24 protein-coding genes are annotated in these 21,029 nt (G+C 52.0%); 9 read left to right on the top strand and 15 right to left on the bottom strand.

Annotation, left to right across the window (positions count from 1 at the left end):
* Nucleotides 1-24: 24 nt before the first annotated feature.
* The 6 genes from GGC63_RS14785 to GGC63_RS14810 all read right to left on the bottom strand — a co-directional run bounded on the left by GGC63_RS14785 (nucleotide 25) and on the right by GGC63_RS14810 (nucleotide 4,867).
* Nucleotides 25-2,007, bottom strand: a complete 1,983-nt coding sequence (locus tag GGC63_RS14785; RefSeq protein ID WP_192702967.1) for a methyl-accepting chemotaxis protein — start codon at nucleotides 2,005-2,007, stop codon at nucleotides 25-27.
* Between the two features lie 114 nt (nucleotides 2,008-2,121).
* Entirely contained in the window at nucleotides 2,122-2,463 is a 342-nt protein-coding gene (locus tag GGC63_RS14790; RefSeq protein ID WP_192702968.1) for a hypothetical protein, read from the bottom strand.
* Nucleotides 2,464-2,558: 95 nt separating this feature from the next.
* Nucleotides 2,559-3,764 (bottom strand): class I SAM-dependent methyltransferase, encoded by a 1,206-nt coding sequence (locus GGC63_RS14795; RefSeq protein WP_192702969.1) that lies wholly within the window; start codon nucleotides 3,762-3,764, stop codon nucleotides 2,559-2,561.
* A 91-nt stretch (nucleotides 3,765-3,855) separates the two neighbouring features.
* Nucleotides 3,856-4,023: a hypothetical protein gene (locus GGC63_RS14800; protein ID WP_192702970.1), complete on the bottom strand. Its 168-nt coding sequence runs from the start codon at nucleotides 4,021-4,023 to the stop codon at nucleotides 3,856-3,858.
* A 14-nt stretch (nucleotides 4,024-4,037) separates the two neighbouring features.
* Entirely contained in the window at nucleotides 4,038-4,487 is a 450-nt protein-coding gene (locus GGC63_RS14805; RefSeq protein WP_192702971.1) for a Dps family protein, read from the bottom strand.
* 134 nt (nucleotides 4,488-4,621) lie between these two features.
* Nucleotides 4,622-4,867, bottom strand: a complete 246-nt coding sequence (locus GGC63_RS14810) for a hypothetical protein (protein ID WP_079911142.1) — start codon at nucleotides 4,865-4,867, stop codon at nucleotides 4,622-4,624.
* A 271-nt stretch (nucleotides 4,868-5,138) separates the two neighbouring features.
* On the opposite strand from GGC63_RS14810, the gene GGC63_RS14815 reads away from it, so the two are divergent.
* On the top strand, nucleotides 5,139-5,654 hold the full coding sequence (locus tag GGC63_RS14815) for a DUF2231 domain-containing protein (protein WP_192702972.1): 516 nt from the start codon (nucleotides 5,139-5,141) through the stop codon (nucleotides 5,652-5,654).
* Between the two features lie 78 nt (nucleotides 5,655-5,732).
* Here GGC63_RS14815 and GGC63_RS14820 read toward each other — a convergent pair whose 3' ends face one another.
* The 7 genes from GGC63_RS14820 to cls form a co-directional block, all read right to left on the bottom strand.
* A complete protein-coding gene (locus tag GGC63_RS14820) occupies nucleotides 5,733-6,413 on the bottom strand; it encodes a class I SAM-dependent methyltransferase (RefSeq protein WP_192702973.1) in 681 nt (226 codons plus the stop codon).
* Nucleotides 6,414-6,521: 108 nt separating this feature from the next.
* Nucleotides 6,522-7,169: a serine/threonine protein kinase gene (locus GGC63_RS14825; RefSeq protein ID WP_412973868.1), complete on the bottom strand. Its 648-nt coding sequence runs from the start codon at nucleotides 7,167-7,169 to the stop codon at nucleotides 6,522-6,524.
* A 27-nt stretch (nucleotides 7,170-7,196) separates the two neighbouring features.
* Nucleotides 7,197-8,078, bottom strand: coding sequence for an SMP-30/gluconolactonase/LRE family protein (locus GGC63_RS14830; RefSeq protein ID WP_225948227.1), 882 nt, complete (start codon nucleotides 8,076-8,078; stop codon nucleotides 7,197-7,199).
* Nucleotides 8,079-8,276: 198 nt separating this feature from the next.
* On the bottom strand, nucleotides 8,277-8,561 hold the full coding sequence (locus GGC63_RS14835) for a hypothetical protein (protein WP_192702976.1): 285 nt from the start codon (nucleotides 8,559-8,561) through the stop codon (nucleotides 8,277-8,279).
* Nucleotides 8,562-8,667: 106 nt separating this feature from the next.
* Nucleotides 8,668-9,471, bottom strand: coding sequence for a M48 family metallopeptidase (locus GGC63_RS14840; RefSeq protein WP_192702977.1), 804 nt, complete (start codon nucleotides 9,469-9,471; stop codon nucleotides 8,668-8,670).
* A 19-nt stretch (nucleotides 9,472-9,490) separates the two neighbouring features.
* A complete protein-coding gene (locus GGC63_RS14845; RefSeq protein ID WP_192702978.1) occupies nucleotides 9,491-10,336 on the bottom strand; it encodes a DUF72 domain-containing protein in 846 nt (281 codons plus the stop codon).
* 57 nt (nucleotides 10,337-10,393) lie between these two features.
* Nucleotides 10,394-11,857, bottom strand: a complete 1,464-nt coding sequence (gene cls, locus GGC63_RS14850; protein WP_225948228.1) for a cardiolipin synthase — start codon at nucleotides 11,855-11,857, stop codon at nucleotides 10,394-10,396.
* A 221-nt stretch (nucleotides 11,858-12,078) separates the two neighbouring features.
* On the opposite strand from cls, the gene GGC63_RS14855 reads away from it, so the two are divergent.
* The 7 genes from GGC63_RS14855 to GGC63_RS14885 all read left to right on the top strand — a co-directional run bounded on the left by GGC63_RS14855 (nucleotide 12,079) and on the right by GGC63_RS14885 (nucleotide 19,163).
* Nucleotides 12,079-12,783: a 3D domain-containing protein gene (locus GGC63_RS14855; RefSeq protein ID WP_225948229.1), complete on the top strand. Its 705-nt coding sequence runs from the start codon at nucleotides 12,079-12,081 to the stop codon at nucleotides 12,781-12,783.
* A 102-nt stretch (nucleotides 12,784-12,885) separates the two neighbouring features.
* Nucleotides 12,886-13,455, top strand: a complete 570-nt coding sequence (locus GGC63_RS14860; RefSeq protein ID WP_192702979.1) for a CatB-related O-acetyltransferase — start codon at nucleotides 12,886-12,888, stop codon at nucleotides 13,453-13,455.
* 286 nt (nucleotides 13,456-13,741) lie between these two features.
* Nucleotides 13,742-15,394 (top strand): glutamine--tRNA ligase/YqeY domain fusion protein, encoded by a 1,653-nt coding sequence (locus GGC63_RS14865; protein ID WP_179136033.1) that lies wholly within the window; start codon nucleotides 13,742-13,744, stop codon nucleotides 15,392-15,394.
* Between the two features lie 170 nt (nucleotides 15,395-15,564).
* A complete protein-coding gene (locus GGC63_RS14870) occupies nucleotides 15,565-16,035 on the top strand; it encodes a PepSY-associated TM helix domain-containing protein (protein WP_192702980.1) in 471 nt (156 codons plus the stop codon).
* Between the two features lie 146 nt (nucleotides 16,036-16,181).
* The gene (locus GGC63_RS14875) at nucleotides 16,182-17,915 is read left to right on the top strand and encodes a 5'-nucleotidase C-terminal domain-containing protein (protein ID WP_192702981.1); all 1,734 of its coding nucleotides are present in this window, start codon (nucleotides 16,182-16,184) and stop codon (nucleotides 17,913-17,915) included.
* 100 nt (nucleotides 17,916-18,015) lie between these two features.
* Nucleotides 18,016-18,450 carry a MarR family winged helix-turn-helix transcriptional regulator gene (locus GGC63_RS14880; protein WP_192702982.1) on the top strand — a complete coding sequence of 145 codons (435 nt, stop codon included), beginning with the start codon at nucleotides 18,016-18,018 and terminating at the stop codon, nucleotides 18,448-18,450.
* Between the two features lie 380 nt (nucleotides 18,451-18,830).
* Nucleotides 18,831-19,163 (top strand): carboxymuconolactone decarboxylase family protein, encoded by a 333-nt coding sequence (locus GGC63_RS14885; RefSeq protein ID WP_079911156.1) that lies wholly within the window; start codon nucleotides 18,831-18,833, stop codon nucleotides 19,161-19,163.
* Nucleotides 19,164-19,264: 101 nt separating this feature from the next.
* Here the strand turns inward: GGC63_RS14885 and GGC63_RS14890 are convergent, their stop codons facing one another.
* Both GGC63_RS14890 and GGC63_RS14895 read right to left on the bottom strand, forming a co-directional pair.
* On the bottom strand, nucleotides 19,265-19,663 hold the full coding sequence (locus GGC63_RS14890) for a hypothetical protein (RefSeq protein ID WP_192702983.1): 399 nt from the start codon (nucleotides 19,661-19,663) through the stop codon (nucleotides 19,265-19,267).
* A 4-nt stretch (nucleotides 19,664-19,667) separates the two neighbouring features.
* Complete coding sequence (locus tag GGC63_RS14895) at nucleotides 19,668-20,255, bottom strand: NAD(P)H-dependent oxidoreductase (protein WP_412973869.1); 588 nt, start codon at nucleotides 20,253-20,255, stop codon at nucleotides 19,668-19,670.
* A 125-nt stretch (nucleotides 20,256-20,380) separates the two neighbouring features.
* Between GGC63_RS14895 and GGC63_RS14900 the strand changes: the two genes are divergently transcribed.
* Nucleotides 20,381-21,019 (top strand): HlyD family secretion protein, encoded by a 639-nt coding sequence (locus GGC63_RS14900; protein WP_079911159.1) that lies wholly within the window; start codon nucleotides 20,381-20,383, stop codon nucleotides 21,017-21,019.
* Nucleotides 21,020-21,029 lie beyond the last annotated feature (10 nt).

A 21,029-nucleotide genomic window follows, 5' to 3' on the forward strand; every position in this document is an offset into this window, starting at 1 on the left:
GAAAAAAAAGAAACCGCGGGCGGTTTAAAACCTAAACCTGCCCACGGTTTCACTCAATTGCCGCTCGGCTGAACGAAGCGCATCCGATAGAGCCCGGGTTTCCTCCGATTCCTGGAGCTGCCGTTGTGATGCTTCAGCTACCTGGTGCGCATTCTCCGATGCCGATCCGGCGATTCTCGCCATTTCCTCGATGCCCGCGGTCACTTCCTCCGTACCGGCCGTCATTTGCTCGGCAGCAGCGGACACTTCCTCCATCTGCCCGGAAATGCTGTGAATCATGCCGACCATGCTCCCAAGCACCCGGCGAACCTCTTCAACTTGAAAAACTCCAAGCTCGACGTCCTTCCCGCCCTGCTGCATGGCAAGCACAGCGGCTTTCATAGTAGCTTGTATGCCTTCGACCATCTCGTGAATTTGCCCGGCGGAGGCCTCCGATTGATCGGCCAGCTTGCGCACTTCCCCGGCAACAACGGCGAAGCCTTTGCCATGCTCTCCCGCCCGGGCCGCCTCAATCGCCGCATTGAGTGCAAGCAGCCCCGTCTGGGAGGCGATTCCCGAAATCACATGCGCCATCTCGCCCACAACCTGCATCCCTTCCTCCAGCTTGTGAATGGCCTCGGCTACCTTGCGGGCAGATTCATTCATCGTGCCCATCTGCTCCATCGCCTTCTCGGACGAACGGCTGCCCTGATCGGCCTCCTCAACGAGACGTTTTGTAGCCTCCGTCACATGCGAGGATGCTTCGGCAATACGCTGAATCCCGCCGGCCATCTCCTCCATCGCTTTGGCGCTGTCCTCGGCCCCGGAAGCCTGATTCTCGGCACCGGCTGCCATTTCCCGAACGGTGCGCGATATATCAGAGGCCATAACGGTCGATTGGGCTGCGCTCTCCGTCAGCTTGCCGGATATATCCCCTATCCGGCCCGACATGCCATGCACCGTACCGATTATGCCTTGAAGATGGGCGATAAACCGGTTCACCTCTTCCGCCAGCTGTCCCATCTCATCCTTTCCTTTTACCGGAATCCGGTAGGTCAAATCGGCCTCATGGGAGTTCAGGTTGGCCGTTGCCCGAAGGACGAACCGCAGCTTGCGTGCAACAATCAGTCGGGATAACACGAACAAAAGAAGGAGCATGCCCGCATACAACAGCCCGAATGCGCCGCCCATCAGCATACGCTGCTTGGCCACCAAAGCGTCGGACCCTTCCTTGGACAAGGCGACGCGGACGCCGCCCCAATGTTTGCCTTCGATTGTAAGCGGGTACGAAATATTCCACGTTTCCACGATCTTGCCCTCGAGATTGCGGGGGTATTTCTGCAGCAGTGCCTTGGACGTGTCTTTGGTTGCGGCAGACCGGTATCCGGTCTCATCATTGAAGACCCGGTTGCCCCGGTACTTTTGACTCAACAGGCCCGCGGCCCCCCATGAATCCTTGGATGCCTCGCCCTGCGGACTGTATTTGCTGTTATGCGTTGCCGTATAGCCGACGAAGTCCGGATGATCCGAATACATCGATGGAATAGCAAAGATGACGTTATCGTCCGTCAGGAAGCTATCGATCACCGCCTGCCAGCGATCATCGGTATATTCGTCGAAAGCGCTTGTATATTTAAGCTCATATTGCGCAAGCGGAACGGAACGGCCGTCAAACAGCAGCTGCTTGCCTTCCGCATAAGCCGGGTCCTTCGAGCGCTTCTGCGCTTCCTGCTGGCTTTCCGGCATGACCGTCAGCTTATCATTGAATAAACGGCTCTTCAGCTCTTCTCCCGTCAGCCTTGTTCCATTCCTCAAGACAACGCCGTTGCGAATGTCATCTTCGGTGACGCTCTGCAGGGTCTTGGAGAGCGCCACTGCCAGGCTGTTCCCTTTATCCAGCAGCTGTGCTTCCGCATCCTTGTTTATCTCATGCCACTCGACGGCATAGATTCCCGCCATCAGCGCCAGTAGGATGATCCCGGTATACGCCATAAACTTGCCTGTTAGAGATACGTAGCCTTTAGCCATAAAATCCCCCCATGCCCTATGGATTAATTTTCCACCATTATACATGGTTTTTTGGGGATGAAGGCCTACCATCACGTACAAAATATGACATTTTCAGCAACAAACCGACATCCGTTAGACGAATCGTCTCCACAGAAGCATAAGCAGCATAACCGCAACAAAAACTCCTAAGACAACAAAAAAGGCTTTTAGAAACCCGACGATAAACGAAGGCTCCTGCTTACGGCCCGGATCCCGGTCCAGCCAATCCCGCACCCATAATACGGCCACCGTACCCAAAGAAGCGCCGCAGGCCCATCGGAGCAGCTTCAGCACATATTCCCTCATGGGCAATAATTCCGTTACGGTCGATGAAGCGCTTCTGGAGACGGTTATCTGATCGTCACACAGCAGGACGGCCAGGAACAGTCCGATGATGAAGCCGTATAAACCGCCTTTCACCAGCTTGGTTTCCAATGTTTCCTCCCCCTCGTATAAAAATAATGAGCCCCTTCGATCTTTCGTCTTGGGAGCTCATCTCTTGGTTGTAAAGTTTTTTTAGATTATCCGCTTTATTTGGCACTAGCGGCATAGGCGTTCCATAACGGCTGCAGCTCGGGCTCCAGCGCACGCTCCAGGTAGGGATCGGCCCCAAGGAAGCTCCGGTAGTCCACATAGCTGCGGACCATGGCCGACAGCTCCGCTTCCGCAGGCCGTTTTCCCTTGACGGCCCGAATCAGTACATTTTTGGGCGTATGCTCCATATCGATGAATTCCAGCAGCTGCGTCTTGTAGCCTACGATATCGAGCAGCTTGGCCCGAATGGCGTCCGTAGCCAGCGCAGCGAACCGTTCCTTCAAAATCCCGTGCTGCAGCAGAGGCTGAAGCACCTGATTCTGCAGCTGACGGAACAGCTCATGCTGACAGCAGGGCACGGACAAAATAACGTCGGCCTGCCAGCGGACCGCCTTTTCCAGAGCCGCATCCGTCGCCGTGTCACAAGCATGCAGCGTCACGACCATATCGACCCGGTCCAGTTCGTTATACTGGGCGATGTCCCCTACGAGAAACTGCAAGCGGTCATAGCCGAAGTCTTCGGCAAGCTTGCTGCAATGCCGGATGACATCCTCCTTGAGATCCAGACCGATCACCCGGATATCGAGTCCCTGTACTTCTTTCAAATAATGATAGAGGGCGAAGGTGAGATACGATTTGCCGCAGCCAAAGTCAACGATGTTCAGCGTCCGGTCTTTTGACAGATGAGGCACTACATCCGCGATCATCTCGACAAAGCGGTTGATTTGCCGGAACTTGTCATACTTCTTGGCGAGCACCTTGCCCTCCGCGTTCATAATCCCCAGCTCGACCAAAAAAGGAACCGGGGTCCCTTCCTCGAGCACGTAATTCTTTTTACGATTGTGGGATAGCTCTGCTGCAGGCTTCTTGGTCGGCGGCTTCTTTAAAATACCGGCTTTCCCCTTCTTGCTGATCAGTACCTGGTAGTCCGCTTCCACTGCTTGCAGCAGCGCTTGACGGAACGACACCGTGAGCATCTGCTCTATTCGTTCAGCGGCTTCCTCGGGCACAACATTATCATGCAGCACTTTACTGCCGCAGTAGGAGCTGAATTGATAATGAAGCTTGCCCTTCAGCTCCAGCGGCTTCACGACAACCTTGGTGCAGCCCTGTGGATCCTTGGTGCGAACCTGGCTTAAGGTCGCTTGTATCAGCGAGCGCTGTTGGATAAGATCGTTCAATAGCGATGCTATGGATTGCATAAATGGTCATTCTCCGTTCCGATGGGTAAGTAAGGTCATGGCTATTTTTTAGGAAGCAGGCCGCTATCCGGCTGGGCTCTTCTTGACCGAATCAGGCCCCCCGGCAAAGTCCGGTTGATTCGCCAGCATGACCATGATGGTTAGTAGTAATTATACCTAATTTGCCCACAGGAATGCGAGCAGGAACATTCGCCGCTTGAATCAGCGATAACATAGCTCCATTAGAAAAGAAAAAAGCGCCGCATTCCGCAGCGCTCATTCCTTTTCCCTCCATTATTGCGCGAACGATTTCAGCATCCACACATGCTTCTCCAGGCTCGCTTGTATGCCTAGCAGCAGATCGGAGGTCGACTCGTCTCCCGCCTCTTCCGCGGCTTCCATGCCTTCCTGAAGCTCTTTGTTTACGGTATTGAAATCCTCGATCAGCTGAGAAACCATTTCCTCGGCCTTTTCTTTGCCGCTGGCCTCCTTGATAGAGGAGTCCTGCAGCATTTCCTTCATCGTTGCTACGGGCTTTCCTTGAATTGTGAGCAGGCGCTCGGCCACCGCATCGAAATGAAGCGTCACTTCGTTATACAGCTCTTCGAATTTGGCGTGCAGCGTAAAGAAATGAGGCCCCTTAACATACCAGTGATAGTTATGGAGCTTCATATATAAAACACCGAAGTTGGCTACCTGCTTGTTCAATACTTTTTCAATCGATACGGTTGTAGCTGTAGACATATAGGTCACGCTCCTTTTTAGATCATTGGAATAGGTTATTTTTGCTCACAATGGAATTACCCTTCTTAAGGAAGGCTGAAACGCGGCAGTAAGCTTTCACTTCAGCTCCGATGCACGCAGAGGCTTTCCGCTTTCTATTTATCGCTTTGGTCGATATGGAGCCTTGGCTTGGTATTGCCCTTGGTATTCTTGTACAGCTCTTGCTCCTCGCTCTCGAGAGGCAAGCTGACCAGCTCCCATTCGGTTTGGCCCATCATAGGATCGTAAGGAAACTCATCCCCCCGCTTCAGCGTCTCCTCGCGTCCCCATTCATTCTCATATATACCGTCTGTTTCGACTTCGTCACTGGATACAGGCTTCATGCTTTTATCGTTTGCCATAGATGCCAAAACCCTCCTTGATGTTGAACTCGGACGTTATTATACCCTTATCCCCCGGGATCTATGATGCGGAAATGACGGTGAAAGGCCGGTCGAGGCGGCGTAAAAACTTTAAGTTTATTTTCAGGTTTCCATAAAGTGGTTCTGCTACAATGATCTCGAACACTACTCTATGTAGTGTATAATCACTTCGGAAGGCGGGTGTATTCGAAGGCAGCTGATACTTAGAGAAGGCTAGTAGTGCATTATATTAGATGAGAGGATGAGAGCGATGGATTATCTTATGAAAAATATGCATTTTATTTTTATCCATATTCCGATTGCCATGTTAATTTTCAGCTTCGTCTTCGACATCCTGGCTGTCGCCTTGAAGAAGAAGGATTGGCATACCGCCGCTATCCTTTGCTTGGTCGTAGGAACTCTGGGAACGATCGCTTCGGTCTGGACCGGTCCGGACATCCCCAATCCTGCCATCCAGAAGCATGCGCTGTACGGAAAAATCACGATGGTGCTGTTCATTCTCTTGACAGCCCTGCGCTTGTGGTTTCATTGGAAAAAGAAGGCCGAAACGGGGAGCCGGCCCGCTTATTTGGCCGCCGCCTTTATCGGGGTGCTGCTCGTGTCCTATACGGGGCATCTGGGAGGGCAAATGGTACATAAAGAAAAAGGACCGATGCAGCGCCCCAACGGCCAGCCCGCCATGCAAGGAGGTCCTGCGACGAACGGCACCGCCCCCGCTTCCTCTCCGGCTAACAGCGCTCCGGCTTCAGGTAAGCCTGCTCCCTAATGGATAGCAGAAGCTTCTTGTCTTCATCCACGCAAAAATCCCCCTCGCTTCTTCCAGTAAGCACAGGGGGAGTAAGTCTTATAACATATATCGGGCTGCATAATGCTGTATCAATTCCTCTTTACGCTGCAAAACGGGCAGGAAGGACTCAGGCACCCCTTTCGGAAAAAGTACCCCCAGGCCACTGCTGTGCGGGAATGACATATGCGGCAGCACTGATAATGCATCCCACAGCTTATATACACCAAAGTCGGCAAGACGCGCCACAATATCATGGAACAAGATGATGCCATTGGGCGCTATCTTCGGATACCAGGTTTGAAAGTCATGAAGCACCGCTTCATAGGTATGATATCCGTCAATATGCAGCAAATCGATGGAGCCATCCGCGAACGAATCCAACGCCTGATCGAAGCTCCCGCGAATCAGCGTACCGATCTGGGGAAACTCCCTCGCTGTCACCACAGAAACATCAAGGTAGATATTTTCTCCATAAGCCCCTGTATGCAAGTCTCCCTTCCATGTATCCACAGCATAGCAGCGGGTAGACAACCCCCCGTCCTTCACCGCCTGGCAGAAGCTGAAAAACGAGGTTCCATACAGGGTGCCCAGCTCCACAATCGTTCTAGGTTTGGCAAAGCGAACCAGATCATAGGCGAAGCGCCGATGCCCCGACCAGGCTCCATTTACCATGAATTCAAGGGGCAGCTCGGGGGCCGAATCCGCGATAAATACCGCATCGTGAAACTCCCAATCCATTGAAATGATCACCACTCTCACATTGATACGAGGATTGGGATATTGTATGAAGAATGGGACCGTCTTGGGAGGGCATATCGGCCGGAGGCCTGCCCATTTTGGCAGGCCTCAAGAATCCGAACCCGTACGCGCATGATCGTTGAACCAGCGATAGCCCTTCCTCACTGCAGTCAACAAAAACTCAGGAACGGGCATATGGTGCAGAACCGGGAAGTAAAACCGGTCGTAAGCGGCCTTCAAATCGTCCCACATGCTGCAAGGCTCCTCCTTCAGGAAATCCGACACGTCGACCACGATTCCCCGTCCGTCCTTCAGCATGACGTTTTTGCCGTGTACGTCGTGCGGATTCAGCCCTTTTCGCCTCGCGTAATCGAGAGCTGCATCAATATCGTCGATGACCCGCCGGGGGATCGGAATCCCCCTCAGGATGCAGTTATACAGCGTAATGCCGCTTAAGCGCCGCAGAATCAGATAGGAATCCCCGGCATAATAGCATTCCGAATAGGCAGGATGGCTCCCCAGCCGCCTGTATACCTCCGCCTCCGCTTCAAGCCCCGGACGGCCGGGAGCGTATACTTTTACCGCCATATCGCTATAGTCGGGGTGATATACAACCGCGGCATAATTGCCGGCTCCGAGCAGCTTCCACGGCTTTGGCACATGATGCACCTTAACAGGGTCATGGGAGTGCTCGCTTTCGATGCGAAGCGCGGGGAGCAGCTCCTGCTCCACTATGTTGACGAACGTTTGGATCATGTACATCAGCTCCTTGTTTGCTGACTGTCAGCCTCCGTACATACGAGTAGGTAGTCCAACTACTCCCGGCTTTACGCGAAATACTCCACCGGCGTGCGGCTGCTTGGCGAGCTCCTCCTCCGACAGCCCCGTGCGCGCGGTCGTGATATACAATTCATCCAACCGCTCCCCTCCGAATGTGCAGGAAGTGACGCGGGCTGCTGGCAGCGAAATCTTGTCGATTTGTTCGCCCGTTTGCGGATTCCAGCGGGATACCTGCCAGCCGCCCCATTGAGCCACCCACAGCATTCCCTCCGCATCCACTGTCATTCCGTCGGGGAAGCCGCCGCCTTCCGGTATGGTCACTACCGTTCGCGCCTGTCCCAAGCTTCCGCTTTCCACATCGTAATCATATGCAACGACCTTCTTGGTTGGCGAATCAATGTAATACATCGTTCCGCCATCCGGGCTCCAACCGAGCCCGTTGGATACCGTGATGCCGTCAAGCACTTTGCGTACCCTCCGATCCTTTTCCAAAACATAGAGCGCTGCAATCGGCTCCTTCTCATCAAAGCTGAGCGTACCGGCCCAGAACCGGCCTGCCGCGTCGCATTTGCCGTCATTAAACCGGTTCTCCGTCTTGTCGCTCTCCGGATCATCAATGAACGTCAGCTGCTCCGTCTCCCAATCCAGCAGATAGAAGCCGTGCTGGAGCGCCAGCACAAGTCCGCCTTCCTGCCTCGGAACAACCGCTCCCACCATTTGATCAAGCGTGATCGTACGGTTCGTTCCTTGCTCAGGACAGTAAGCATGAAGCTGATTTTGCTTGATATCCACCCAGTATAACGTTCCGCTCCGGGAGTCCCAGCAAGGGCCTTCTCCCAAGGTGGCTTTAAGGTCTAGAACCAGTTCCGCTTGAGGCTGTGTCATCGCAGATTCCTCCATTCATATTTAAGCGTTCTCAATGTCCATTATTGCCTTTATTGTAGCATAGGAGACCGGGAGAAATCACGGGCAGCCCCGAAGCAGGCTCCTTGGCTTTCAAACCTATTTCATGCCAAAAAAAACCTGCAAGCCGGTCCTACCGGTCATTGCAGGTTTTTCTGATTGCTTGGTTGAGCGATCTGCTCATCGGGTTTCCGTTTCCTCCGGGCTTTCCATTGGTGTCAGGCTTTGCAGCGCCGCCTGATCCTCTGCCAGATCCGCTCTAGCCTCCTCTACCGCCTTCTGATTATGGCTGAAGCCGGCCTGCTCCACTGCACGCTCCGCCCGCTCCACCGCCGTTTGAGCCTGCTCGATCAATTGCTCGCTCGGATGGCTTTGCGCCTGCGTTACCGCATGATGAGCCGTCACTACGGAGTTTTGCGCCTGGGAAATCGGGTTCTGCGATTGCAGACTGGAATCCTCTGTCATCGAAGATGCCTCCTTAAGTCTTGGTTTTCATTCCTTGCTTACTATGGAACAAAAGGAGGTATTTTATGCCGATGAGCCCCTTCTTCGCAAAAGCCCGGCATCCGAATTATAATAACGCCGTCGGCTGATCTTCCGTTTCAAAGCGCTGCGACTCATAGCCGTACAAATAGGGATGCGCGTGAAAGCGTCCGATTTCGTTAATCCGCTTGGGCAATGGAGGATGGGTCGACATGAGCTCATACCAGGCGATGAAAAAGCCCCTCTCTCTTGCACCCTGCTCCACATATTCGTTTATATTGACCCGGTTAAACAGCTGCTTGCCTATAGCAAGGATGGTTAAAGCCCGCACGGCCGCATTAGCATTTCCGGTATACGCCGTTGCAATACGATCGCAAGTAAACTCGCAGGAACGGGAATAGGCTTTCCCCAGAAAAGGAACCCACATCGCAGGCCAGATCAGCATATGCTTGTTGATATGCTTTCTTTGGATATGCGCAAGCTCATGGGCAATCACAAAGGTCAGCTCCTCGTCATTCCCCTGCTCGATCAATTCGAATATGTCCGAATATAAAATCACGAAATTTCGTCCCAGAAAGCGGGTTGCGAATGCATTCAGAACTCCCCCGGATTGAACGACAAACACGTCGGGCACCTTCGCGATCCCCATTTGCCGGCACAGCTCCTGCACTTTTTCATGCACTACGGGAAACTGGTTCGGTGACAGCTTCACGCCCGAGCTGCGAATGCCCGCTACCAGCAGCCCATGCAATATGAGCGATACGATCAAGCCTATGATCAAATACGGAATCCCGATCATGGAAAAAATCAGACTGAGATAAATAAACACACTGACGCAGACACAAATAATGAATAAAGCTGTTTCATTCTCATGTACCAACCTCGGATTCATTCTCCTACAACACTCCTGTTCAAAATAAGTCCAGCTGCTTCGGGGCGTTCTCCTTCGGCTGCATCCCCAGCAGCTCCATCAATTGCTTGGCATTGGCCGCCGCGTCACCGCCGGAATTGTTGTTAAAGATGACGCATAGCTCATCGGTCTTCTCCTGAAGCCGTTCCAGATGCTGCTTCCATTCCATCAGCTCATCCCGGGAGTAGCGGTACAGGTAGCGGACATCCCTCCAATTCGGAACGCTTGCCTGACTCCACCCCTCTTGATTCCGCCCGTGCATTCGAACCATCGTCATGGAGCGGACCGTGGGATGCAGAACCGTAGGCACCGAACCCAAGCCCGCCTGAGGCTCGTCACAGATGCTGTGCATCCATCCTTCCTTTTCCATAAACGACAGCGTCTTGTCCCTCATTTCGGGGGTAAACCAGCTCTGATGCCGAAATTCCAGCGCAACGGGAATATAGCCCATGCGTTCTTTGGCCTCCCGCAGCTTCTGCACATGGGCTCTCGTGCAATCAAACCACGGAGGGTATTGGAACAAGACCGTCTTCAGCTTCCCTGCTGCCTGCACAGGTCCTATCGATCGGATGAAGGCTTCGAACATCGCGGCTTCGTCGTCGAAGGGAATTTTCCCCCGCGAATGCCCAGTCATGCCTTGATAGGCTTTAATGATAAATCCGAAATCATCCGGAGTATCATGTACCCATTTCTCATATGTCGTTTCCGCCTGAACGGCATAAAACGAGCTGTCCACCTCTACAATGGGAAAATGGCGGCTGTATACCTTCAATTTATCCCGGCCCGGGTTTCCTTCCCCATACAAATCATCATGATCGCCCCAACCGGCAAGTCCGATATGTATCATAGGCACCTCACTATTCTTGCAGCTCCTATTGTATACTGGAATCCATTTCCTTTTCAATTATAAAATAGGAGAGATCAACCTCGCCATCGATTCCGCAGCACGGGTCAGAAGCGGCCTTTTGTTGTAGCTATCCCAGGTCAGCAGCTGGCAGTAACGAATATCCTGCTCGAAAATATGCTCAAGACGGGAAGCCACCTTGGGATCGAATAAAAAGGCATTGATTTCAAAATTCAACTCCAGACTGCGGCGGTCCATATTGGCCGTACCCACGGATGCCGCCTGCCCGTCGACCACCATCGTCTTCGCGTGCAAAAAGCCCTTGTCATACAAGTAACAGCTTGCCCCTGCACGAAGCAGCTCCACCAAATAGGCGTAGGAAGCCAGATGAACCAGAGGATGATCGCCCTTAAAGGGGATCATGATGCGAACGTCTATCCCGGACAGCGTCGCTATTTTCAATGCGTTCAGCACGCTATCGTCGGGAATGAAGTAAGGCGTTTGAATATAGATTCTCTTCTGGGCCTCGAAGATAAATTTGATGAAGCCGTTCTTGATCCGCTGCGTCTCCGAGCTCGGGCCGCTGGTAATAACTTGTACCGCCGTTTGTGCCGTATCCCGCATCGCCGGGAAGAATGCAGGGTCAGCCATCGGGCTTTCACTGGAGGCGGCAACGCCCCAATCCAGCAAAAATTGGACCTGCAGCCGATGCACCGCATCGCCCCGCAGCATCAAATGCGTATCCCGCCAATAACCGACACGCTTGTCCATCCCCAAATATTCATTCCCGATATTAAAGCCCCCGACAAACCCGACCCGCCCGTCAATGACTACGATCTTTCGATGATTACGGTAGTTGAGGCGGAAGTTCAAATAAGGGATTTTGGACGGAAAGAAGGGAAGCGCCTCTCCGCCTGCGGCCAGCAACTCCGTGAACATCCTTTTCCTGACCCCAAGAGACCCGATATGGTCATACAAGAGACGCACCTTAACGCCCTCTTGCGCTTTGCGCGTCAGAGCCTCGATAAGCCTGCTGCCGGTCTCGTCGTTGCCGATTTTATAATAAAGCAGATGAATGTGATGCTCGGCACGGCTAATCTCCTTAAGCAGCGCTTCGAATTTCTCCACCCCGTCGATAAAGATCGTGACTTCATTGTTTTGAGTCAAAGGGGAGTAGCCGCTGATCAGGTTCATATAAATCAACCGCTGGTAGTCCCGAACCGAAGGATCGTGATATGCGAATGTATTGTTATGCAGGCTCTGGGCCTGCCCCTTCATCTCCTCCCGGACCCGCCTCTCCAAACGCGGACGGTTGCGGTACACCTTCTGTCTGGCCAGGTTTTGCCCAAGAAAAATATACAGAAGGAAACCGACCACCGGCAGAAGCAGCAGCACCATAAGCCAGGCCCAGGTAACCCCTACATTACGCCTTTCCAAAAAAATAATGGCCGCCGCAAACAGCAGGTTGATGACGGGAATCCAATCATTCAGCGTCTTCCATATGTGCATCGTCCAAAAATCCATGATTCCCCACCTCAAACAACGATTCTAACCCAACATTTACTAATACCATACACCATCAATGAAAATATGCAAATCTTTCATTCTATAAAAAATCGTAAACCGTCTGATAGCCCAAGTATCCCCTCCTGCTCCCGGCACAGGTATAGAATCTAGCAAAATCGGCAAATCTAGCTACTAGCAATCGATTCTATCATTTGTGCTATCGAAGGAGGAAAAGAACCATGTATCGTAAAAGCTTGAGCATTATGCTGTTACTTCCTGCATTGCTGCTATCCAACCTGACCTTGGCCGCCCATGTATATGCCTATCATGTATTAGACGATGGAACGGATTTGCTCGAGGCCTATTCCGACCCCTACTATTATTCTTTGGCTCCTGAACCTTTGCTCGAGCCTCAGCCTGCCGCTGAAGAGCCTTCGACGCCAGAGCCTGTTTATTATCAGGTAAACTCCGGCGACACGCTGTATAAAATTGCAAGTATGTTCGACACTTCCGTAGAATCCCTTATGGTTGAAAATAATATTAGCGACCCGCGCCTTCTCTCCATTGGCCAGCAATTGCAGATCCCTTCTGAGGAACCCGTCCTCCCGCTTTCCGACGGTCAGCAAAAGGTTATCAAAAAAGTGCTTAGCTCGACGCTTACCGCATACACGGCCGGCAAAGAATCTACGGGAAAAGAGCCGACGAGCGCCGCCTACGGCATTACCTACAGCGGAAGCAAGGCGGAGGAGGGCCGGACTATTGCCGTAGACCCTGCCGTCATTCCTATCGGCTCTACCGTATTCATTGACGGCATCGGCATCCGCACAGCGGAAGATACCGGCTCTGCCGTCCGGGGCGCGCGAATCGACGTGTTCATGAACGATTTGAATGAGGCTATTAACTTCGGCGTGAAAAAAAATGTGAAGGTCTACGTGCTGTCTTAAAAAAGCAATAAATCCCCCATCCCTGTACTCCTGTACGATGCGTCAGGACATGCTCGTGAATATACTGCATGGATACCTCAATATTCGAGGAGCGTGAGCACCATGAGTATACATTCACTGCAGCAGACATTCCCTCGAAGAGTGGAAGGGAGCAAAATATTTATAGGGGAATTTACTTACGGCTACCCGGAAGTCCTATCCTGGGGGGAGAACAGCATTCTGACCATCGGAAAGTTCTGTTCTATTGCCGATAGAGTATCCATCTTTCTCGGAGGAGAGCACCGCCCGGACTGGGTGACTACGTATCCTTTCAATGCCCTGATCCCAAGTTTCAGCTATATCCAGGGCCATCCGAAGACAAAAGGGAATGTGGTGATCGGCAATGACGTCTGGCTTGGGTCTGGAGCTACGATTATGTCAGGCGTGCAGATTGGTGACGGTGCCGTCATCGGGGCCCGTGCCGTTGTTACCAAGTATGTTCCTCCGTACGCTGTCGTAGCCGGTAATCCCGGCAAAATTATTAAATACCGCTTCGACGACGAGACCATTCGCCGCTTGCTTCAAGTGCAATGGTGGAACTGGCCTCTGGACCGGATCGAAAGAGCGATCCCCTTCCTGCTGTCCACGGATATCCAGCTGTTTCTAGCGTATTGTGAAGCGCAAATTTTGTAAGAACGCCTTTCGCGGGACGACCGAAAAATCCCTCCATCCGGCTTGCTTTCGCCTGGATTCGGAGGGATTTTTGTTCCTAACGTCATATGCCTGCCAGCTGCAGCGTTTGCTCCCGTCACGCGGGGTCTCAAAAGAAGGGCTGTTAGGCCGCCGAAGGGAGCCTGTTTTCCCCGGAAACTGCCAAACTCCCAAAAAAGTCATAGTTTTAGAGGAAGGACCATTATATTTCAACCCGATTTTGTGTATTATATTAAGATAAACTATTACGTAAGAAAGGTTGATTCTGTTGGAGAACCCGTCTGCATCATCCAATTTTATTAAAAACATCGTTATGGAAGACTTGAAATCCGGCAAAGTCGACTACATATTAACCCGTTTCCCGCCTGAACCGAACGGTTATTTGCACATCGGACATGCCAAATCCATCTGCCTTAACTTTGAGCTCGCCGACGAGTTCAACGGCAAGACTAACCTGCGCTTTGACGATACGAACCCGGTTAAGGAAGATACCGAATATGTCGAAGCCATCAAGGAGGATGTGGCCTGGCTCGGTTTTGAATGGGACGGCTTGTTCTTTGCCTCGAACTATTTTGAAGAAATGTATAACCGTGCGGTGCTGCTGATCAAGAAGGGTCTCGCCTTCGTCGATGACCAGTCCGCCGATGAAATCCGCAATACCCGGGGTACTTTGACGCAGCCTGGACAAAACAGCCCGCATCGCGACAGAACCGTTGAGGAGAACCTCGATTTGTTCGAACGGATGCGCAAGGGTGAATTCAAGGACGGCGAGAAGGTGCTGCGTGCCAAAATCGACATGAGCTCGCCGAATATTAACCTGCGCGACCCGGTGATTTACCGTATCGCTCACGTGACTCATCATAATACCGGCGACAAATGGTGCATTTATCCGATGTATGCCTTTGCCCACCCGCTAGAGGACGCGATTGAGGGCGTCACCCACTCCATCTGTACATTGGAGTTTGAGGATCAACGCCCGTTCTACGATTGGGTTGTATCCGAGTGCGAGATGGAGCACCAGCCGAAGCAATATGAATTTGCCCGGCTGAACATCACCAACACGGTGATGAGCAAGCGGTTCTTGAAGCAGCTCGTGGACGAAAACATCGTTGACGGCTGGGACGATCCGCGCATGCCGACGATCAGCGGACTACGCCGCAAGGGCTATACGCCGGAATCGATCCGCAATTTCGTTCGCGAAACCGGCGTAGCCAAGAGCTACAGCGTCGCTGATGAGCGCATGCTGGAATATTTCATCCGCGAAGATTTGAAGCTTAAGGCGCCTCGTACGATGGCGGTTCTGCGCCCTTTGAAGGTTGTCATCACGAACTATCCGGAAGATCAAGTGGAAATGCTGGACGCGGAGATCAATCCGGAAAATCCGGATATGGGCGTTCGCCAAATTCCGTTCTCCCGTGAAATTTATATCGAGCAGGACGATTTCATGGAGAATCCGCCGAACAAATATTTCCGGCTGTTCCCCGGCAATGAAGTGCGTCTGAAGAATGCTTATTTCATCAAATGCAACGACTTCATTAAGGATGCGAACGGGAATGTGGTCGAAATTCACTGCACGTACGATCCGGAGACGAAGAGCGGCAGCGGCTTTACCGGACGTAAGGTGAAGGGAACGATCCACTGGGTCGATGCCAAGCATGCCCTGCCTGCCGAATTCCATTTGTTCGAGCCGCTCATCCTCGATGAGGAAAAAGGCGACAGCGACAATTTCATGGAGCATATCAATCCGAATTCACTGGAGATCGTCCATGGCTTCGTAGAGCCGAACATGAAAGAGGCTCAACCGCAGGACAAGTTCCAGCTCTTCCGCCACGGCTACTTTAATATTGATCCGAAGCTGACCAAGGGCGATAAGCTGGTCTATAACCGAATCGTCTCCCTTAAAAGCTCCTTCGAGCTGTAAGATACGATCCCCTTATCCATCCGAAGCAGTTCCGGCGTTGACGCGCTGGGGCTGCTTTTTTGGCTTTCAGGAGACTTTCAGTTGCACTTCAGTCGCTTTTCATAAAACCGTTTTATACTTGCTATCAGATCAGCAAACGAAAACATTATGATAGAAAAGGTGAAATTCTTATGAAGCGCACACGTCAACTGCATTTATGGATTGGATTGATCTGTTCTATTTTTATTTTGATTGAATCCGTTACGGGATTATTGCTATCGGAACGATGGTTGGTCGGATCGGGCGGCATGGACATGAAGCCTCCTCAAGCCATTACCCAATCGGCAGCAGCAGGACAAGATTCAGGAGCATCCGATCAAGCATCCGCCAATACGGGACGAGCTTTAGCCAACCGTCCAGACGGAGCCTCCGATACGGCTAACCGGCAAGCCTTTAAAGGCGGCGACCGCGGCGGGGAAGCCGGCGGCGTTATGGGGGTTATTAGAGGCCTCCACGAAGGCAGAATCGGCCAAACCGATGTGAAATGGCTCGTCGATTTGACGGCCGTCGGCATGATCGTCCTTACTGTAACCGGGATTACGCTGTCTATTAAGACCCTCCGGGCTCAAAGCAGCAGCCGCAGAAAAAAGAAGCAGGCTTAGGCTTGAATAATGTCTGACCACGCTCTAAGGCGTGGTTTTTATTTGCCCTCCGTTTACCATAAATTAACATAGGGTTGTTCATCCTTTAACATTCGGCTGATATAATGCGGTGGACAAATTAAATAGGTAACCTAAGGAGGGCAAGTATGAAGAAAAGAACAGCATGGCTTTCTGTAATGCTGACATTATTCATCGGCGCATCCACGGCGGTCCCTGCATCCGCTGCCGACGCGACGAGCGGGACGGCAACGATCACCATCCTCCACACGAACGACATCCACAGCCGGGTTGAAGAAAGCAAGGAGGGCATCGGCTACGCCAAGCTGTCGACCCTGATCAAGCAGCAGAAAGCGGCTAATCCGAGCACACTGGTTCTGGACGCTGGGGATACGTTCCACGGGCAGACCATCGCTAATCTGGAGCGCGGCGAAAGCATCGTCAAAATCATGAACAGCATCGGCTTTGATGCCATGGAGCCCGGCAACCATGATTTCAACTACGGAAGCAGCCGGCTTGTCGAGCTGAGCGGCAAAGCCCAATTCCCGATTCTTTCGGCCAACGTGAAGAAGGCTGACGGAACCCGTCTGCTCAAGCCTTATATTATCAAGGACGTTGCCGGAGTAAAGGTGGGCATCTTTGGCCTTACGACCCCGGAAACGGCATACAAGACCCACCCCAACAATGTGAAAGGCCTTACGTTCGCCGACCCGGTAGCTGAAGCCAAAGCGATGGTTAACGAGCTCAAGGGGAAAGCCGATATCATCATTGCTTTAGCGCATCTGGGAATCGATAAATCGAGCGTGGATACGAGCGCCAAGGTGGCTGAGCAGGTCCCCGGTATCGATGTCATTATTGACGGACACAGTCATTCCACGCTGGAGCATGGGATAACCGTCGGAAATACCCTCATAGCCCAGACCGGGGAATACAGCAAAAATATCGGCAAGGTCGATCTCCAGCTGGACGGCAAAACCATCAAAAGCAAAACGGCCAGCCTTATTACCAAGCCTGCAACCGAAAGCGTGGAAGCCGATCCTGCGGTCCTGAGCATAATCGATGAGATCAAGAAGAGCCAAGACAGCATATTGTCCCAAGTGGTAGGTTCTTCGGCAATGAAGCTTGTCGGGGAGCGCGAGGTGGTTCGTGCCGGCGAATCCAATCTGGGCCATCTGATTACGGACGCCATGCTGGATGAGACCGGGGCGGATGTCGCTCTGACCAACGGAGGCGGCATTCGAGCATCCATTGAGGCCGGTCAGATCACCAAGGGTCAGATCATTACCGTGCTTCCGTTCGGCAATTACATTCAGACTAAGAAGGTCAAGGGCTCCGATATCGTCGCAGCCCTCGAACTGGGGGTTTCCTCCTATCCTGAGCCTCTCGGCGGATTCCCGCATGTCGGAGGGGTTACGTTCACGCTTGACGCGGGCAAGCCCTCCGGCCAGCGCGTCAGCGATGTATTGGTCAAGGGACAGCCGATCGAGCCAGACAAGGACTACGTTCTGGCCACGAATGATTTTATGGCAGCCGGCGGCGACCAATATACGATGTTCAAGGATTACCCGATAGCTAACGACTTCTCCTCGCTTGAGGAATCGGTCATCGCTTATCTGCAAAAAATAGGCTCCGTGCAGCCGAGCGCCGATAGCCGCATGAAGGTCATATCCTCCGCTTCGGAGCCCCAGCCGGCTCCGGTTAAACCTGCTGCGCCTGCAGAGGCTCAAGCCTCCTCAGGGGTATATATCGTACAATCCGGAGATTCCTTGTGGACCATTGCCCGTCGGTATGGAACTCAATGGGAAAAGCTGCAGGAATGGAATCAGCTCGCCGATCCCAATCTGATTTTCCCGGGGCAAAAAATTGTCGTGCCGGCCAGCTAATATGACACAGGATTGGCATTGTGTTCGTTCCATTGTACACTGAAGATACGGCAGCCGCGGCTTACGCCAGGCTGATACAATCTGATGGATGAGGTAGGACATGGAACAACAAATGTCGTCTTTGCTTGGCTTTTGGATGAAGCGGGCTTACCGGGATATTTGCAATTATTTGGACAGCCGCCTGGAATCGTACGGGGTCACCAACTCCCAGCTGGGTGTACTGATGATGCTTTGGGAGCAGGACGGGCTGACGCAGACCGATATTCAAAAAATGCTCGGCATCCAGCCCGCTTCTATGACTCATTTGATTAAAGGGCTGGAGAACAAACAGCTCGTCACCCGCAGCGGAGACCCGAGCGATTCCCGGGTCAAGCGATTATATATCACGCCGCAAGGAAAGGCATTGGAGAAGCCTTGCATGGCCATAGTCATAGAGGGCGAGGAGAAAATGCGCGGCGGCTTTTCCCCGGACGAGATTAAGATCCTGAGAGCCTGGATTCAGAGAATGATGGGCAATCTGAATGAAGGGAAATAACCCGTTTAAAGTTGAGCCCATGACTTCGAAGCAGATTTAGCGGTGCTTTCTGCGGAGAGAACCAAAATTATATACTCTATCATGTACACAAAGAACTCCCTTGAACGGGGGTTCTTTTATTTAGATATCGAAGTTTATTTTTCTTGTTATTGTTCTTTTTCAAAACACCTGGTGCAGGTTGATAGTTTCCCGATGGATGTCCCGATAGCCCTGAATTAATCTATATTTATCGTGATTTTATTTAATTATATAAATTCCTTGCTACATATGCACTCGGAACTATTTTGGAAATTTACGTATTTTTTTCTTGAAAAATCCTCCATCCTGATTTATTATTTACTTAGATATCTAAATATATTTCCGAATGGAGGTTGTTTCCATTGCCTGATGACGTTTTATACCGCAAATCGTATTTAGGCCGCATTTCAGAATTGAGACCGATGGCCTTACCGGCAGCGAACAGCTATTTTCAATACGAAAAGGAAGCCTTCGCTTCCGGGCTCATCCCCCGTAAGACAAAGGAGCTTATTGCCATAGCCGCCGCTCATATCACCGGATGCCCTTATTGCATCGACGTGCATGTAGCCAAGTACAAAAAGCTGGGCGGCACGATGGAGGAGATCATGGAGGCGGTTATGGTCGCTTCCGCCGTCAATGCTGGAGCCGCTCTAGCCCATGCCGTCAATGCCCTGAATGCATACGAGCAAAATTAACAGACATTCTCAACCCGGTATGCTTCACTTCAACTATGGTCTATAGCCAAACAGGAAAGCCCGGCTCGAAGCTGAATGCTTCTACCGGGCTTATGTTGTTCCTAATGATCCTGCTTGTTCAAAGATCTAAGCGCATCGCGAAATTGATTATCGCCTGTCGCCTTGGGCGGCAGATGCTGTTGATCCTCATCTTGCTCCTCTCCGCTCTCAAAGTTCCTAAGCGCCTGCCGATAGTCATAATCGCCCCGATTGCTTTGCTTTTGCACCTTGGGCTCCGACGGTAAAGATTCCGCTGCTGCGGGCACTTCCTTCACCGGCTCTCTTTCGGGTTCTGCAGGTGGCGCTGCGGAGGGCACGGCTGCAGGAGGAGCGACTTCCGCTCTGGCGGGAGAAGCCATTTCGGCCTCCTTCTTTTTACGGTTAGCCTCGACCTTCAAATTGTAAACAATGAGGAAGATAAGCCCGACAACGGCAATAATACCAAAAATGATATATTGCATAAGCTTACACCCTGTCGTGCTTCATCTTGGCGGTTATCGAAGCGACCCGTTTACCTAATGCCCGGCCAAGTGCAAGGTCTCGTTCCGAAGGCAGGTTCGGCGGATCATTATGTGACGCCTCTACCGGGCAGGTAACGCCGACTCCATAATAGGAGCCGTATAAGGCATTTTCAGGAATGTTGCCGGGAAGTCCCACAATGATCATTCCTTGATGCAGCATCGGAGTAATCAGGTTCAGCATCGTCGCTTCAATGCCGCCGTGAACCGTAGCGGTGGTGCAGAAGACAGCGCCGATTTTATCCATCAGCTTCCCTTGTGCCCAGAGATATCCCAATTGGTCGATCCACGTTTTCATGCCGGAGCTGATGGTTCCGAAATGCCCCGGACAGCCCCATATGATCGCATCCATCTCAACTAACTCGCTCGTATCCGCATCGCTTACATGGCGAAGCTTGACCGTAGAGTGAGGATGGCTGTTAGCCCCTTCGTAGATGGAGCGTGCCAGCGCCTCCGTGTGCCCGTTCTCGCTATCATAAACCACAATGATTTTCATGGTTGCTCTGTCCTCCCTATCCTGTGCTTCTTCCTTCAATTTTCCCCATGAATCCGCAAAGTATGAGGCCGCTCATGAATTTCCAATCTCAGAAATCCATTGCATAAAGAAACACCCGTCAGGGGAAAATGTGTACAGAATATTGGAGTATGGAGGAATGTAAGATGAGCAAAGTAATTTTGGTTAATATTTTGGTTTTGATCCTCATTTTGGGTGGCGCCGGAGCGGCTATTTACTATTACAACCGTTCTATTAATTATGTAACGACTGATAACGCCAAATTCGAAGGCCAGGCTATAACGATTGCGGCCGTTGCTTCCGGTCAGCTTACGGATTGGAACGGTACGGTTGGCAAGGCTTATCGCTCCGGCGACCGTGTAGGCAGCATCCAGCCGGCAGCTGGCGCAGCCAAAGTTGATTTGACGTTCCCGATTGACGCCACTATTGTTCAGCAGACCGCCGTGCCCAACTCCTTCGTCTCGGCAGGCTCTCCGCTCGCCAGAGGATTTGACATGGCCCATCTGTACGTTACCGCTAATATCGAAGAGACAAAAATCAACAATATCAAAGTGGGGCAAACGGTCGACGTGTATGCAGACGCTTTTCCGGGAACCACCATCACCGGCCATGTGGAAAAAGTGGGATTAGCAACAGCGAGCTCCTTCTCCCTGCTGCCGTCCTCCAACAGCAATGCGAACTATACGAAGGTCACTCAAGTCATTCCTGTAACCATCACCTTGGACAGCTATAACGGACTCGCCATCGTTCCGGGCATGAACGTATCCGTACGAATTCATATTTAGCAGGGGGCCG

The sequence above is a fragment of the Paenibacillus sp. OAS669 genome, from assembly GCF_014873645.1.
Lineage (GTDB): Bacteria > Bacillota > Bacilli > Paenibacillales > NBRC-103111 > Paenibacillus_S > Paenibacillus_S vulneris.

Coding starts and splice junctions, on each gene's coding strand:
- GGC63_RS14860 (WP_192702979.1), top strand. CDS start 12,886: ATGAGTATACATTCACTGCAGCAGACATTCCCTCGAAGAGTGGAAGGG.
- GGC63_RS14785 (WP_192702967.1), bottom strand. CDS start 2,007: ATGGCTAAAGGCTACGTATCTCTAACAGGCAAGTTTATGGCGTATACC.
- cls (WP_225948228.1), bottom strand. CDS start 11,857: ATGGATTTTTGGACGATGCACATATGGAAGACGCTGAATGATTGGATT.
- GGC63_RS14820 (WP_192702973.1), bottom strand. CDS start 6,413: ATGGATTGGGAGTTTCACGATGCGGTATTTATCGCGGATTCGGCCCCC.
- GGC63_RS14825 (WP_412973868.1), bottom strand. CDS start 7,169: ATGATCCAAACGTTCGTCAACATAGTGGAGCAGGAGCTGCTCCCCGCG.
- GGC63_RS14835 (WP_192702976.1), bottom strand. CDS start 8,561: ATGACAGAGGATTCCAGTCTGCAATCGCAGAACCCGATTTCCCAGGCG.
- GGC63_RS14845 (WP_192702978.1), bottom strand. CDS start 10,336: ATGATACATATCGGACTTGCCGGTTGGGGCGATCATGATGATTTGTAT.
- GGC63_RS14855 (WP_225948229.1), top strand. CDS start 12,079: ATGTATCGTAAAAGCTTGAGCATTATGCTGTTACTTCCTGCATTGCTG.
- GGC63_RS14795 (WP_192702969.1), bottom strand. CDS start 3,764: ATGCAATCCATAGCATCGCTATTGAACGATCTTATCCAACAGCGCTCG.
- GGC63_RS14880 (WP_192702982.1), top strand. CDS start 18,016: ATGGAACAACAAATGTCGTCTTTGCTTGGCTTTTGGATGAAGCGGGCT.
- GGC63_RS14870 (WP_192702980.1), top strand. CDS start 15,565: ATGAAGCGCACACGTCAACTGCATTTATGGATTGGATTGATCTGTTCT.
- GGC63_RS14815 (WP_192702972.1), top strand. CDS start 5,139: ATGGATTATCTTATGAAAAATATGCATTTTATTTTTATCCATATTCCG.
- GGC63_RS14830 (WP_225948227.1), bottom strand. CDS start 8,078: ATGACACAGCCTCAAGCGGAACTGGTTCTAGACCTTAAAGCCACCTTG.
- GGC63_RS14800 (WP_192702970.1), bottom strand. CDS start 4,023: ATGAGCGCTGCGGAATGCGGCGCTTTTTTCTTTTCTAATGGAGCTATG.
- GGC63_RS14875 (WP_192702981.1), top strand. CDS start 16,182: ATGAAGAAAAGAACAGCATGGCTTTCTGTAATGCTGACATTATTCATC.
- GGC63_RS14810 (WP_079911142.1), bottom strand. CDS start 4,867: ATGGCAAACGATAAAAGCATGAAGCCTGTATCCAGTGACGAAGTCGAA.
- GGC63_RS14890 (WP_192702983.1), bottom strand. CDS start 19,663: ATGCAATATATCATTTTTGGTATTATTGCCGTTGTCGGGCTTATCTTC.
- GGC63_RS14900 (WP_079911159.1), top strand. CDS start 20,381: ATGAGCAAAGTAATTTTGGTTAATATTTTGGTTTTGATCCTCATTTTG.
- GGC63_RS14805 (WP_192702971.1), bottom strand. CDS start 4,487: ATGTCTACAGCTACAACCGTATCGATTGAAAAAGTATTGAACAAGCAG.
- GGC63_RS14840 (WP_192702977.1), bottom strand. CDS start 9,471: ATGAATCCGAGGTTGGTACATGAGAATGAAACAGCTTTATTCATTATT.